The sequence below is a fragment of the Lyngbya aestuarii BL J genome (assembly GCF_000478195.2).
GTDB lineage: Bacteria > Cyanobacteriota > Cyanobacteriia > Cyanobacteriales > Microcoleaceae > Capilliphycus > Capilliphycus aestuarii.
Map to the genome: position 1 here is coordinate 15,652 of NZ_AUZM01000002.1, position 15,329 is coordinate 30,980.

9 protein-coding genes are annotated in these 15,329 nt (G+C 43.1%); 4 read left to right on the forward strand and 5 right to left on the reverse strand.

Annotated features, from left to right (window positions below):
• Window positions 1-390 precede the first annotated feature (390 nt).
• Together M595_RS01110 and pdhA are read right to left on the reverse strand one after the other, a co-directional pair.
• Window positions 391-1,479: an N-acetylmuramoyl-L-alanine amidase gene (locus tag M595_RS01110; protein WP_023064217.1), complete on the reverse strand. Its 1,089-nt coding sequence runs from the start codon at window positions 1,477-1,479 to the stop codon at window positions 391-393.
• Window positions 1,480-1,795: 316 nt separating this feature from the next.
• Window positions 1,796-2,836, reverse strand: coding sequence for a pyruvate dehydrogenase (acetyl-transferring) E1 component subunit alpha (gene pdhA, locus M595_RS01115; protein ID WP_023064139.1), 1,041 nt, complete (start codon window positions 2,834-2,836; stop codon window positions 1,796-1,798).
• A 628-nt stretch (window positions 2,837-3,464) separates the two neighbouring features.
• On the opposite strand from pdhA, the gene M595_RS01120 reads away from it, so the two are divergent.
• On the forward strand, window positions 3,465-5,798 hold the full coding sequence (locus M595_RS01120) for an IMS domain-containing protein (protein WP_023064082.1): 2,334 nt from the start codon (window positions 3,465-3,467) through the stop codon (window positions 5,796-5,798).
• A 278-nt stretch (window positions 5,799-6,076) separates the two neighbouring features.
• Here M595_RS01120 and M595_RS30945 read toward each other — a convergent pair whose 3' ends face one another.
• On the reverse strand, window positions 6,077-6,223 hold the full coding sequence (locus tag M595_RS30945; protein WP_161809799.1) for a hypothetical protein: 147 nt from the start codon (window positions 6,221-6,223) through the stop codon (window positions 6,077-6,079).
• Between M595_RS30945 and M595_RS32955 the strand changes: the two genes are divergently transcribed.
• Window positions 6,222-9,203: a DUF4912 domain-containing protein gene (locus M595_RS32955; RefSeq protein WP_023064239.1), complete on the forward strand. Its 2,982-nt coding sequence runs from the start codon at window positions 6,222-6,224 to the stop codon at window positions 9,201-9,203. The two genes, M595_RS30945 and M595_RS32955, sit on opposite strands and share 2 nt — an antisense overlap.
• Window positions 9,204-9,312: 109 nt before the next feature.
• Here M595_RS32955 and M595_RS01130 read toward each other — a convergent pair whose 3' ends face one another.
• Window positions 9,313-11,580 carry a RelA/SpoT family protein gene (locus M595_RS01130; RefSeq protein WP_023064110.1) on the reverse strand — a complete coding sequence of 756 codons (2,268 nt, stop codon included), beginning with the start codon at window positions 11,578-11,580 and terminating at the stop codon, window positions 9,313-9,315.
• Between the two features lie 782 nt (window positions 11,581-12,362).
• On the opposite strand from M595_RS01130, the gene patD reads away from it, so the two are divergent.
• Window positions 12,363-12,719: a heterocyst frequency control protein PatD gene (gene patD, locus M595_RS01140; RefSeq protein WP_023064133.1), complete on the forward strand. Its 357-nt coding sequence runs from the start codon at window positions 12,363-12,365 to the stop codon at window positions 12,717-12,719.
• A gap of 12 nt (window positions 12,720-12,731) precedes the next feature.
• Window positions 12,732-14,225, forward strand: coding sequence for a glycosyltransferase family 39 protein (locus M595_RS01145; RefSeq protein WP_023064089.1), 1,494 nt, complete (start codon window positions 12,732-12,734; stop codon window positions 14,223-14,225).
• A 35-nt stretch (window positions 14,226-14,260) separates the two neighbouring features.
• Here M595_RS01145 and M595_RS01150 read toward each other — a convergent pair whose 3' ends face one another.
• Window positions 14,261-15,109 carry a hypothetical protein gene (locus M595_RS01150; protein WP_023064092.1) on the reverse strand — a complete coding sequence of 283 codons (849 nt, stop codon included), beginning with the start codon at window positions 15,107-15,109 and terminating at the stop codon, window positions 14,261-14,263.
• Window positions 15,110-15,329 lie beyond the last annotated feature (220 nt).

The following is a 15,329-nucleotide window of genomic DNA, read 5'->3' on the forward strand; positions in this document are numbered from 1 at the left end:
TTAGCGTCGCTATATCTTTACGAACGCTCTAACAACAGCTTCATCAGCTTTTACACAGCTTTTTGAACTGTCATAAGTGAGTTCCCCCTAAAATTAAGTGGCCCTGAACCCTAAGCTAATTGTTGACTGAGTTTGATCATTATCGGATACCCAATCTCTAGCAAGTTGCAAACTCCTTGATTATTGGCTTTTTTGTTCACGGGTCACTATTTCTTGAGATGAACTTTAGATTTTCTATTATCCAGTAAGTTGTCTACTTTAACAATACCATTTTGAGCAGATTTTAAATAAAATTCAAACTGAGGCAATCAAAAATTAAGATTTCCAGTCTAATCCAATCGGCGATTACTCCAACTCCCGAAAAGCAATCGCCTACAAGAATCAACTCTTTTAAGAAATCAGCCCTAAAACTTGACTTGTTGGATTCGTATTAGAAAAAGCACACAGTAAAACATCATCCGTTTTCGCCTCTAGCGATTCTAAAGCTTGAGGAGAAAGATCCATAATTCGTTCGGTTTCTGTGTTTGGCCCCCAATCAATAACTCGTACAACAACCGCCCGATCATTTTGGGGATTTACAACCAGTAAATGACGGTTTTTCCAAAACTGCATTCCCGCTTGATAATTCCAACGCATCGCACAATAATAGTCATCATTTGGCAGCAACCGCAAGACTTCCCCGGTTAAAGTCGCTGTTTCATCATCAGCAATCAGTTGATCTTTTTTCCCGGCAAACCAAGCCACTTTTCCCTGAACAAACTTCTGATCTTTAAACTCAACTAATTCACCAAAAGGCTCTTTAATCTTCCCTAATTTCCGTCTTAAGGTTGGATTTTCCACACCCTGATAAGGAATAATATAGCCTTCCTGTTGTAAACCCGCATAAAATTGACTCCAGTTTGACGGATCTGAATGCGGTTCTGAACCCACTCCAAACGGCCCAGGATCGGCAATATTACCTTTATTAATGCGTTGACTTAAAAAGTGAGCTAATAACGCTCCTAACCACTTTAAACGCGGCTTTAACCATTCAGCCTGTTCTAAACAAGTCAGTTCTCCAAACTCTAAAACCAATTCAGCGTCAGAAGTGCGAGTATACTTAAAACCGTAATAATTTTTTAAATTTGAAGTGAAATTATCCGGCATCCACTTAAACGGCCAATACTGAGAATAAAGTTCCTTCCAGGCTTTAGCTGCATCCTGATCTGTACTATCATCATACCCAATCGATGCACCACTGCTACAACTCGGACTAGACGCATCAAAATGAACAAAAACTGCAACTTTTACATCATACTTGCCCCCTAAAAAAGCATCTTCACGAATAACTTTTACTCCCGCTTCCCGTAAAATGCGAGTGGCTTCATCTGCCACAATTGGAGTCCACTCCTGTTCACCCCCGAGCGGGCCATCAGCCCCAGTTGCCCCTGAAGTTCGTCCTTCGTGACCTGCCTGAATTAATAGATCAGCTTGTACCATGTTTATCCCTTCGCTTCTGCTTTTAACATGGTTCTACGGTTTCCCCTGTCCTCTCTCCGGATCTCAAATTGAACAGAATTCTAAATGATGAGTTATGAGTTATGAATTCTAAATGATGAATTATAAGTTATGAATAATGAAGCCCTAACTTCAGCCGTGAAAGTTGGGGGACTTAATATTAGGGCTGCGTTGTAGATGAGACGTTAGCAAAAGAAGAACAAAATCATTAATTTTGAGGATTTGGGTTTCTGACGATTTCAGTTCTTTTTTGACTCAAAACTCGACAAACGCAGCCCAATTTTAATCGTTTTTGAGTTTATTGATCTTCAGCAAACACAAAACGATAGAGTTCACTCGGATCAGGTTCAGAACTACTTTCAGCAAATTCGACCGCATCATCAACCACAGCTTGAATTTTCTGATCAATTTCCTTAAGTTGTTCAGCACTTGCTAAATCCTTTTCAATCAAATAGTTAGCTAACTTTTTGATCGGATCACGAGAAAACCAAAACTCTTTTTCTTCTTGATCGCGGAGTTCATCAGGATCAGCCAGAGAATGACCTCGGAAGCGATAAGTGAGCGCCTCAATTAACGTCGGCCCTTCACCAGCACGGGCGCGAGTAACCGCTTCTTTGGCGAGGGTATGAACGGCTAAAATATCCATTCCATCGACTTCATATCCAGGCATTCCAAAAGCCGGGCCTTTCTTATAAATTTCCGGATCAGAAGTCGCCCGTTCATGGGCCATCCCAATCGCCCATTTATTGTTCTCAACCACAAAAATAATTGGCAATTTCCACAGAGTTGCCATATTCAGACATTCATAGAACTGGCCGTTATTACAAGCCCCATCCCCAAAGAAACAAGCCGTGACTTGATCGGCACTTTCATCACCCAAGGCTTCCCGGCGATATTTAGTTTGAAAAGCCGCCCCCGTCGCCACAGGAATCCCTTCAGCCACAAAAGCAAACCCCCCCAGGAGTTTGTGTTGAGCAGAGAACATATGCATCGAACCGCCACGCCCTTTAGAGCAACCCGTTTCTTTCCCAAATAACTCAGCCATCACTTCTCGGGCGGGAACACCTGCACTCAAAGCATGAACGTGATCGCGATAGGTACTACATACAAAATCTTCACCCGGGCGCATCGCTTTAATAATGCCACTCGACACCGCTTCCTGGCCATTATAGAGATGAACAAAACCGAACATTTTGCCTCGGTAATACATCTCAGCGCATTTATCCTCAAACAAGCGGCCCAAAACCATATCTTCGTAGAGGATTAAACCTTCTTCGTGGGTAATGCTGGCGTGATCAGCCTCAAAAGTCGGTAATGTACGTTCGCGTTCGGAAACCATTGTTGTCTTAATACCTGTGTAGAAATGTTGTTAGATCCCAACCGACCCATGCCGGAGTGACAAAATTATGACTAATTATCACTATTGTGAACTACTGACGCTTTCCTGACGAGAGGTTTGCACTATTGATCAGCTAAGATATCTGCGAACTGTGACGACCCAGCGTGGCATTGACTGATGGCGAATTGCTATTGAGATCAGCATTCTCTCAAAATAAACGAATAAACTTGAGATGGCAATAGAAAACTGCAAAACAGATAAGTTCAATACTCATCTATTATTTGGCTCAGTTTTGATCCCGTCGCCCACGGGACTTCCCATGTATTGAGTTCAGCAAGAATAACCCTGTATACGTTAGCACTTCCAATGCTGAAGACGATACGATTGCGCGCGAGCTGAGGTTTTCTTGCACTATTTATAGAAAGATTCTGGTACACTAATCGGGTAGCAAAAATAACGAACACTCCCTGAACTTTGGTTATCTTGTATATCCGGGTCAAGGGCCTCAAGTTGTCAACAGGTCGATGAATTGAAAAGCTCAATAGAGTGTTTCCTAGAAAAATTCCTCATCTGAGACAAACTTCGCTAGTATAGCTACATCAGTCGCTCGCCGTTGGGGAAGTCGCCCGTGCGTATTCCACTCGATTATTACCGAATTTTAGGTTTACCAATTCAGGCTACTGCTGAACAGTTGAAGCAGGCTCACCGCGATCGCACCATGCAACTACCCAGACGGGAGTATTCTGATGTGGCGATCGGATCGCGCAAGCGATTGATTGACGAAGCTTATGGGGTGCTGTCCGATACGGATCAGCGTCAAGCTTATGATATGGGCTTCTTAGCGAAAACCTACGACACTGAAGACCCTAAAGCTTCAGCCCCTGTTGGCATTACTCTTTCCAAAAGCTCATCTTCTGGATCAGCCAATGAGACTCATACACCGAGTATCGAAATTGATGATCAAGATTTTGTTGGTGCTTTACTGGTGTTGCAAGAGTTAGGAGAATATGAGCAAGTCATCAAGCTGACTCTCCCTTATCTCGGCAATGGGAGTATGGGCATCAAAGACGGTCGTTTTGGTGATCCCAACCTGATTCTGCCGGATGTGATTTTGACTGTTGCTCTGGCTTATTTGGAGTTGGGGCGCGAACAATGGCAACAGGGTCAGTACGAAAAAGCCGCTGCATCTCTAGAAACCGGCCAAGAGATTTTGTTACAAGAAAATCTGTTTGCCAGTTTGAGAGGGGAAATGCAAGCTGACCTCTACAAACTCCGACCTTACCGCATTTTAGAACTGTTGCAGCAGCCAGATGAGAAAGTTGCTGAACGACGCAGAGGAATGCAACTGTTACGTGAAATGCTGCACGAACGGGGAGGAATTGACGGCCACGGCGATGATCAGTCGGGTTTGAGTGTTGAAGATTTTCTCCGCTTTGTCCAACAATTACGCCGCTATTTGACGACAACTGAACAACAGACGATTTTTGAAACGGAAGCTCGTCGTCCCTCGGCGGTAGCGACTTATTTAGCGGTTTATGCTCAAATTGCTCAAGGGTTTGCCAACCGACAACCGGCTTTAATTCGTAAAGCAAAATTGATGTTAATGCAGTTGGGTCGGCGCCAAGATGTGCATCTGGAAAAAGCGGTGTGTTCGTTATTATTGGGTCAAACTGAAGAAGCCAGTCGTGCTTTAGAGTTGAGCCAGGAACGCGAACCTATTGCCTATATTCGCGAAAATTCTCAAGATTCTCCCGATTTATTACCGGGATTGTGTCTCTATGCGGAACGATGGTTGCAAGATGAGGTATTTCCTCATTTTCGGGATTTAGTCAATCGTTCTGTTTCTCTCAAAGATTATTTTGCTGATGAACACGTTCAATCTTATTTAGAATCCCTCTCCTCGGAAGTGGGAACTGCTAATGAGTGGGTCGTGGTACAACCCCGTCGTAACAACCCTTCTAGCGGTACTGTCGCGACTCCAAAACCGATGTTAGGCTCTCAGTCTCAAAGCTCCTCTGTGAAAACCCCAACTTCCAAGTTAGGGGGAGCAAGTGCCGGAACGACGACGGTGACATTGACCTCCTCAATGGCGGCAACACCTTCACCTGCAACGGGAGTGTCTTCTCCCTCGCCGTCACGCTCCTCGACGGTGAAAAGTGAGTTATCAGCATCCCCACCCCTGACAGAATCAGAACTTTCTCAAGCTTCCCGACAGATGCCGCCGCGACTGAGTGAACCCATCCCGAGTAGTTCTAAGTCATCTGGGTCGGGGTCTAGCCGTTCATCTTCAACAACGGTATCTACTAGCCCTGTATTGGGTCAAGAGAGTTCTACTGAAGGACGAACGCCAGGAACACGACGCCACAACAACTCTACAAAGTTTGATCCTTCAACGCTTCGTCGTTTACTGCTATTGGGTGCGGCTAGTGTTCTGGGGCTATGGTTGGCTTGGTTAATCCTATCTGCTATATGGGGTTTAGTCTCTGGCGCTTTTGGAGGGGGTAATCAACAGGCAATGGTACAACTTGATCAGCCTCCTGTTGCCATACCCACGCCTGAACCTCAAAATCCTTTAACAGCAGAACTCACTCCCGAAGTTGCTCAACAAGTGGTTCAGAAATGGTTAGATACTAAGGCGGCGGCATTAGGCCCCCAACATCAGATCGAAGCCTTACGAGACATATTGGTTGATCCCGCTCTAGCGCAGTGGGTGGCAATTGCCCAAAGTATTGAATCTGAAAATTCTTATCGCAATTATCAACATAATCTCACAATTAATGATGTTCAGATTGATCCTAATGATCCCAATCAAGCTGTCATTGATGCTCAAGTGAGCGAGACGACTCGATTTTATCAAAATGGTCAACCTGTTGATTCTCGCGATGAAACACTCCGAGTTAGATATCAGCTTGTCAAACAACAGGATCTCTGGCAAATCGAGGATTGGCGGGTCGTTCGATAAATAGTGTAGCGTCGCGGCGGGCAATTAGAACGCCCACAATTGGGTCAAACCTAAGTTTAGAAAGCGTTTGACCTCACAACTTCTGCTTTGAATTTACAGTTTACCGTTTTCTAGATAATTCTCAACTTCTGTAGAGATCCGTATGGGTTGGTCTCTACAGATTTTTGATTTTCTACTGTTGACTGCTCACAGGTGACTGTCAAAGCTGATCCCCAATTTGCTAAAATGTTATCATTTGATGACAATACGATCCCCGAGTTGCCGATAAATCCGTACATTTACTTATAATTTGTTGCACTCCCCCCTTGACCACTCGAAAAATATTCTTCAATATATTGAGTAATTAAGCGATCCCCACGATCCCAAAGAAAAGCTACAGATACACCTAAATTGTTGTTGTTAGAAGTGGAGAACATCAAGCTCATGGTTAAAGATCGTCCCCCCTTAGAAGAGATGACATTGAGACAACTGCGTAAAGTTGCGAGTGAATACGGAATCTCGCGTTATAGTCGAATGAGAAAATCACAGCTTTTAGCCTCTATTCAAGAAATTGAACGCCAAAGAATGGGATTATCCAGTCCCTCCGCCTCAACACTCAAGTCTCAAGAGGAGGTAGAAGCTGCCAAATTTTCAGTCGGTCAAGCAGAACAAGTAGATGAAGTTTTGTCCTCTGTAGACGAAGAACTCGCTGATTTACCCATCGGATATGGTTTAAGTCGCATTGTGTTGATGGCCAGAGATCCAGAATGGGCTTATGCGTACTGGGATGTCTCTAGCGAACACAAAGAAGAATTTCGCCGCCAAGGAGGAGAACAACTCACTCTGAGAATTTACGATGTTACAGAGATTAACCTAGCCTATCAAAGTCCCCACAGCATTCAGGAATATCCCTGTGATGAACTTGCTCGGGAATGGTATGTACCGATTCCTGTTAGCGATCGCGAATATGTGATAGAAATTGGTTATCGTTGTGCAGATGGTCGCTGGTTGATCTTGGCTCGTTCTGCGGCGATTCGTATTCCGCCCATATATCCTTCAGACTGGATCGAGGATCAATTCATCACCGTATCTTGGGATGAGGAACTTCAGGGTAAAACCTTTGCAGAATTGACCCCACCCACTCAACCTGGAAGTGATACTGAAGATCGCCTCTACAAAGAGATTTTTGGTATAGATGATCTAGAAGCAACAAGAGTTACAGGTTCATTATTTGGTTCCATGCACCAAGTTTCCTTACACGAAGAAACGGTAAGTTCCTACGTCTTACCCTCTAGTGTGGGTCAATGGGCTTCTGGTATTGGACAAACGATGTCTGGCGCTGGCTTAACCACTTCTGGCGCTGGTTTAACCACTTCTGGCGCTGGCTTAACCACTTCTGGAGTAGGAATCGGACAAACGATGTCTGGCGCTGGTTTAACCACTTCTGGCGCTGGCTTAACCACTTCTGGAGTAGGAATCGGACAAACGATGTCTGGTGCGGGTTTAACCACTTCTGGTATTGGTTTAACCACTTCTGGAGTAGGAATCGGACAAACGATGTCTGGCGCTGGCTTAACCACTTCTGGAGTAGGAATCGGACAAACGATGTCTGGTGCGGGTTTAACCACTTCTGGCGCTGGCTTAACCACTTCTGGAGTAGGAATCGGACAAACGATGTCTGGCGCTGGCTTAACCACTTCTGGAGTAGGAATCGGACAAACGATGTCTGGTGCGGGTTTAACCACTTCTGGCGCTGGCTTAACCACTTCTGGAGTAGGAATCGGACAAACGATGTCTGGCGCTGGCTTAACCACTTCTGGAGTAGGATTAACTGCTTCTGGAGTAGGAATGGCGAAGTCCATGTCTGGAATTGGACAAACCATGTCTGGAGTAGGATTAACTGCTTCTGGAGTAGGATTAACTGCTTCTGGAGTAGGAATGGCGAAGTCCATGTCTGGAATTGGACAAACCATGTCTGGAGTAGGATTAACTGCTTCTGGAGTAGGATTAACTGCTTCTGGAGTAGGAATGGCGAAGTCCATGTCTGGAATTGGACAAACCATGTCTGGAGTAGGATTAACTGCTTCTGGAGTAGGATTAACCACTTCTGGAGTAGGAATCGGACAAACGATGTCTGGCGCTGGTTTAACCACTTCTGGTATTGGCTTAACCACTTCTGGAGTAGGAATCGGACAAACGATGTCTGGCGCTGGTTTAACCACTTCTGGTATTGGCTTAACCACTTCTGGAGTAGGAATCGGACAAACGATGTCTGGCGCTGGTTTAACCACTTCTGGCGCTGGCTTAACCACTTCTGGAGTAGGAATCGGACAAACGATGTCTGGCGCTGGTTTAACCACTTCTGGCGCTGGCTTAACCACTTCTGGAGTAGGAATCGGACAAACGATGTCTGGTGCGGGTTTAACCACTTCTGGCGCTGGCTTAACCACTTCTGGAGTAGGAATCGGACAAACGATGTCTGGTGCGGGTTTAACCACTTCTGGCGCTGGCTTAACCACTTCTGGAGTAGGAATTGGACAAACGATGTCTGGCGCTGGTTTAACCACTTCTGGAGTAGGAATTGGACAAACGATGTCTGGCGCTGGTTTAACCACTTCTGGAGTAGGAATTGGAGAACGAATGTCTGGAGTGGGAATGAATATGTCTGGTGTCGGACAAACGATGTCTGGCGCTGGTTTAACCACTTCTGGGGCGGCAATTGGAGAACGAATGTCTGGAGTGGGAATGAATATGTCTGGCGCTGGTTTAACCGCTTCTGGTGCGGCAATTGGAGAACGGATGTCTGGAGTAGGAATGAATATGTCTGGCGCTGGTTTAACCACTTCTGGCGCTGGTTTAACCACTTCTGGAGTAGGAATTGGACAAACGATGTCTGGCGCTGGTTTAACCGCTTCTGGTGCGGCAATTGGAGAACGGATGTCTGGGGTGGGAATGAATATGTCTGGTGTCGGACAAACGATGTCTGGCGCTGGTTTAACGGCTTCTGGTGCTGGTTTAACCGCTTCTGGCGCTGGTTTAACGGCTTCTGGTGCGGGAATGAATATGTCGGGTTATGGAATGGGCTTAACCATGTCCGGTGTGGGAATGTCCGGTGTGGGAATGGGGGCTTCTATACCTCCTGTTCGTCCCCGTAAGTTCTGGTTAGTTGCGGAAGCCGAATTAATCATTTACGGTGCGACTGAACCCGATGCAACGGTTACGATTGGTGGACGACCCATTAAACTGAATCCGGATGGTACGTTCCGCATTCAAGTTTCCTTCCCCGATGGTGTGATTGACTATCCAATTATGGCGGTGGCTGCTGACGGTGAACAAACTCGTTCTATTCACATGAACTTTAATCGTGAAACCCCAGAACGTCACACCAATACAAAAGAAGAAGCCGTTTTAGAATGGATCGGTTAATTTTCAATTCATAATTAATCAAATCAATTCCTAAAATAAAGCCCCTCGAATCAGATCGAGGGGTTTTTGAGTCAGAAGTTAACCAACCTGAACTTCAAATCCATTCAGCTTATTTGAGAACTTTATTCAGCCGTCTTAGATTCAAGACATCGCTGATATTTTTAATCTGAACACAAGTATGTTCAAGTTGATCGCGATCGCAAATTTCTATCCCGAGTTCAATCAATGCAGGCGCATCTCGGAAGGTTTTCACTTGAGCGCTACAAACATTGACATTATTATCTTTTAATCGGGATAAGATATCATTCAAGACACCAACACGGTTGAACACTTCAATTTGAATTTTGACTCGATAGGTTTGAGGACGACTTCCATTTTGAATGACAGGATTCCAATTCACCGGAACTAAGCGATCGCCTGAGACTTTATTGACATTCTCACAACCCTGTCGATGAATAGAAATTCCCCGAATTCGAGTCACAACCCCAATAATCGGTTCACCTGGAATTGGACTACAACAACCGGCTATTCCATATAACAATCCTTCAACTCCCGCAATCGGTGATTTACTCGAAGAAGCAGGAGTTGCCGGAGGAACCATGTTCGCTACCTGAAGATTGGTTTGAGATTCTTCTAGGGATGCTTCTGGAATCTGAGTGTGACCTTTGACTGCATCTCGCAGACGATTGACCACATGATTTAAAGTCACTTCACCGTATCCTAAAGCGGCTAACAAATCATCAACACTATGGTAATTACATCGTTGAACAACGGTTTGCATGGCTTCAGATTTGAGCAAGGATTCAAAGCCATTTCTACCCATTTCTTTTTCGAGTAAATTGCGCCCTCGATCAATATTTTCGTCCCGATGCGATCGCTTGTACCATTGACGAATCCGGTTTTTAGCGGTACTACTGCGGACAAAATTGAGCCAATCTAAACTCGGATGAGAGCTTTTTTGAGTGAGAATTTCAATAATATCCCCATTCTTCAATACCGTATCCAAAGGAACAATCCGATCATTTACTTTTGCTCCTTTGCAATGGTTGCCAATTTCGGTATGAATCCGATAGGCAAAATCGACCATTGTTGCCCCTTGAGAAAGAACCACGACATCCCCTTCTGGGGTAAAGACATAGACATCTTCATCAAATAAATTATTCTTGACACTCTCTAAATACTCATTGGCATCTTTGAGATCATTTTGCCATTCTAATAATTGCCGCAACCAAGTAAACTTATCATCACTATTGCTCATCTTGGCATAATTGGAACCGCCTGTTTCTTTATACTTCCAATGTGCGGCGATCCCGTATTCAGCAATATGGTGCATTTCTACCGTCCGAATTTGCACTTCTATTGGACGACCTGTACTGCCAATTACCCCGGTATGTAGGGATTGATAACGATTAGGTTTGGGTAAACCAATATAATCTTTAAACCGACCTGGTATCGGACGAAAAGCATCATGGACAATGGCTAAAGCCCGATAGCATTCTTCGTTGGTTTCTACAATAACACGCAGGGCTGCTAAATCATAAATTTCGTGAAATTGCTTTTGATGGTGGTGCATTTTACGGTAAATGCCATAAAGATGCTTGGGTCGGCCAGTCACTTCATAAGATTTAATCCCGGCTTTCTCTAGTCGAGTTCTCAAAAAATCGGCAACTTCTGCTAATTTTTCTTCGCGAATATTGCGCTTATCTGCAACTAAGCTTTGAATTTCACGATAGGCTTCTGGCTCTAAATATTTGAAGGATAAATCTTCTAATTCCCACTTAAATCGACCAATCCCTAAGCGATGGGCTAAAGGGGCAAAAATTTCTCGGGTTTCTAGAGCAATACTCCGACGTTTGTGATCGGGTAAAAACTCTAGGGTTCTCATATTATGAAGTCTATCTGCTAACTTCACGACAATCACCCGAATATCTTTTGCCATTGCTAAAAACATTCGGCGGAAGTTTTCGGCTTGGCGTTCTGTTTTGTTAGAAAAATTAAACTTTGAGAGTTTGGTTACACCTTCTACCAGTTGTCTAACTTCTGAACCAAAATGGCTTTCGAGTTCATCGGGTGTAACTTCCGTATCTTCGATGATATCATGGAGGAAACCTGCGGCAATTACAGTCCCTTCACTGCCTAGATAACGCAATAATCCAGCAACCGCGATGGGATGATTAATATAAGGTTCTCCGGATTTTCGATACTGTCCTTCGTGTAGTTTGTAGGCAAACTCAAAAGCCCGACAAACTATTTCACTGTCAGGACAAGACTGATCTGAGCAAGAATTATTGTTATGATATTGCTGCAAACACTGTTGTAACCAGTCTGGAATCGCGCAGTCGGAGTTGATTGGGGTTGTTATAGTCCGAGTGTTCATGATCATTAAACCTAAGAATTACAGATAAAAATTCACAACCTGCAAGCGACATAGATCTTGCATTTTTGATACAAAATTAAAGGGTGAGTAGAAGTTCTGCCCTGTTGCTCTGATCTAGAAGATCGGGCAACCTGCTAGAATTTCAATGACAACAATGACCAACGGTCCGTGCCGTCTCCGTCGTTTTACGGTGAGAGCAGTGCGTTGGGCGGGTTCCCCGAAAGTCACGCAACTGCCGAACCCGGAGGGCGGAGTAATCTGTGACTGAGTTGCAACAGTCGCACTTCTCAGTGTTAGTCCAGAATCCTCAGCAAAGATTGAAGTATAGAGCAGTTTTCCGCTACTCAGCATGACAAGTGTGAAGCCGCTTTCTCACCCTGCGGGGGTCAGCGAGCTGTGATGATTCGACGAAGTTACCCGTTGTCAGTTGTCTTTAATCAGTTCTAGCGTGTGGACTGATATTGAGTCTGTCTATCCCCGTTTTCCTGATCTGACAGACTGGGAGAGTTCTCATTTCTCTCAGTGGTACTGATAACTCTTTCTTCATCTTGTTTTAGGTGAGTCAGTATATTTGAGTTAGCAAACTGGGTATAACCACACCACGGCGTTTGCTTGATGCTAACTCACCGAATTAAGCGTTGTACGGGGATTGTAAAGCCTAGAGACGCTACCGAATATGGCTTGTGTCTCTGGGGGGTTGTAAGTGAAATTTGCCTAATCTTAAGATTCTAAAGCTTTAAGCTTTGGTTAATATTGACAGTATATACGAATTTCTTAACATTATGTTACCTGAACAGCATCGTCAAGCGATCGCTAAACTGCAACAAACCCTCGAACGACTCTCAGTTCAGTTAACAGAGGTGAATCCCGACAAAGCTACCCTGACAACGACTTTCAAACAAGCCCAACAGCTTTTAGAGAACATCCTGCAATTGGGGGATCAGGATGTAGACCCCTCGCTGGTATCACCTCTACAATCCTATTTAACAGAAATTCACAAACAGATGCGACTTTTGGAGATGGATTTTCGCTTTCTCCAAACCTCTCGTCAGAATACAACCCTGCAAACTCGGCAAACTCAAATGCGATCGCGTATTGCTACCCTGATGAGCTATTGTAAGTCTTTGTTAGACAAATAGTAGCATTGGCGAATGAAGTCTCTATCTCATCTTAACAAATCTAGAACTCTATCTGTCGGATTTGTTATTTTTGGCGTTGTGGTGCGTTTGGTTCAGTATCTTAGTAATCGCTCTTTGTGGTTTGATGAAGCTAACTTAGCTTTAAATATTGTTAACCGTTCCTATCTACAATTACTCGCTCCCCTCGATAATAATCAAGCTGCACCTCCTGGCTTTTTGTGGATTGAAAAGTTATCGATTCAAATTTTGGGAAACAATGAATATGCACTGAGACTTTTTCCTTTGATCGCCGGAATTGTCTCTCTTGTCGCTTTATTTTTCTTTGCTGAACGTTATGCCTCTCAATGGGCGACACCGATAGCGATCGCTCTGTTTGCCAGTTTACCTTATATTGTTTATTATGGCACAGAACTCAAGCAATATTCCAGTGATATTATGATTGCCTTATTGCTGAGTTTATTATTAGTTCCTGTCCGCTATAAGATTCTCAGTTATTCTCAACTTTTAGGATTATCTCTAGTTGGAGGAGTTGCAATTTGGATTTCTCATCCCGCTATATTTACTCTCGGTGGACTCGAACTTGCTTATCTAATTACTGCGCCTCATCGAGAACGGAAAGCAATTTTATTCAATCGGATTCCTGTTTATTTAACTTGGCTTCTCAGTTTTGGTTGTCTATATTTTCTAACCATTAGCAATACCATAAACAACGATAATCTTGTTGACTCTTGGAAAGCTAGATATCCTCAATCTCCCCTTGATTTGCTCTGGTTACTGGATGCTTTCGGTCGATTTTTCTATAGACCGTTAGGGTTTATTGGTATTGTTGATGGTGTAGCTATTTTAGCATTTGTTGTGGGTTGCGTTGCTTGTTTTCGTCGAAATCGAATAATTTTCATGACGTTAATGGCGCCGACTGTGGCTACCTTAATCGCCAGTTATTTACATCAATATCCTTTCCGTGAACGTTTAGTTTTATTTCTGACACCTTTTTTCCTAATTTTAATTGCAGAAGGAATCGTTTTTCTCTTGTCTTCACCCCTGAAGAAAAAATGGATAAAAGGATTAGGTACTGTTATGTTAGTTGTGCTACTTACTCATCCCACTAGCTACTCAAGTCGATTAATTTTTCAGCCGGAACTTAAACAAGAATTTCGATCTGTTATAGAATACGTTCAATCTAATCAACAGCCTAGTGATCAAATTTATGTCTATTTTAAAGGTATTAGTCACATGAAATATTATGCGCCAAAATTAGGCTATTCTCAAACTGATTATAGTTTAGGAACCTATGAACTTCCCGATGAAGGTGAAATTTCATCTCAGGAGTGGGAACGATACCAACAAGAGTTTGAACCCTTTCGAGGTCAAAAACGAGTTTGGATTATCTTTAGGGTTGATGACTCAGAAACAGAAACATTATTATCTTATCTGAATACAATAGGTCGTCAAATTGAGATTTACAAACAAAAAGGAGCGTTTGTCTGTTTATACGATTTGAGTTAAAGAAGAAAGAGATTTTTTTACCTGAGTCTCAATGTTTAGTTAAATTCACTATCTAAACGATATTCTCGAAAGTTTTCCTGAGCATTTCCATTAATTTTTAAGATGGCGATAGATTTGTCTTGAGGAGTTTTAACAACATAATACCAAGTAAACCCTGTGCGATCATTAATGACTTGTAAAAGTTCAGGTCTTCCGAGAAATGCAGCTTGAATTGCTTGTTCATATTCTTTAGCAACAAAAGTTCGATCAAAGCCATTATCTTTATTATAAGTTCCCCAAGAATTATAACTCCAAATAACGGTTTTATCTTCAGTATCGGGTAAATACAAAGTCATGTTATTGACAAAGGATAATTTAACCACACTTTGAATCAGTTCATGCAAAGAAATCGGTACATTATTACGAGGTGGAGTAGTAATTTGACTAACTTGTTGCACCCATTTAGTTTGTAACTTTTGCATTTGTTCAGCCGCAATTTCTTTAAAAACTTGACTCCGATGAACGGTAATGCGATTATTGATTACAGAAAGAGCCGCAATTAAGGCGGAAAATACCGAAACTAATCCCACCATATAAAGCAGATAAGTTGTTTTAGGGGCTTCAGGAACAACGTTAGAACTCTCTATATCAGGATGGCGTTGTAGAGAACCTATCGCTCTCACAATTTCTTGAATTCCTAATACAAAAGTAATCGCCACTCCAAAAATACTTAAGACTACACTCGCCCAAAATATCCCCGTTAAAACGGCTTCAACTTTAGCACTAAAAATATCCCAGTTGAGAATTTCGTCAAAAATTCCTAAGACAACCAAAGTTGCACCCACCAATAAGAGGGCAATTGTCGTTGCTACGGTAAACGATAATATTTTAATGCGTCGTCTCATTGATTAATTCTCCGATTAAAATCGCTCTAAAATAAAGGTTAAGATTTTTCAGACTGATCAAAAATGAATGTTATGTTACATCCTATAGTGACTATAGGTCTAAAAAACAATGACTGGACACGAACTTTTGTTACTGGGAGTGCTTCTGTTACCCGGTATGGCATTGTCAATCTTAATTATCGGAACATTTGCGGCTGGAGGTTAATCCAGCATTTAACGA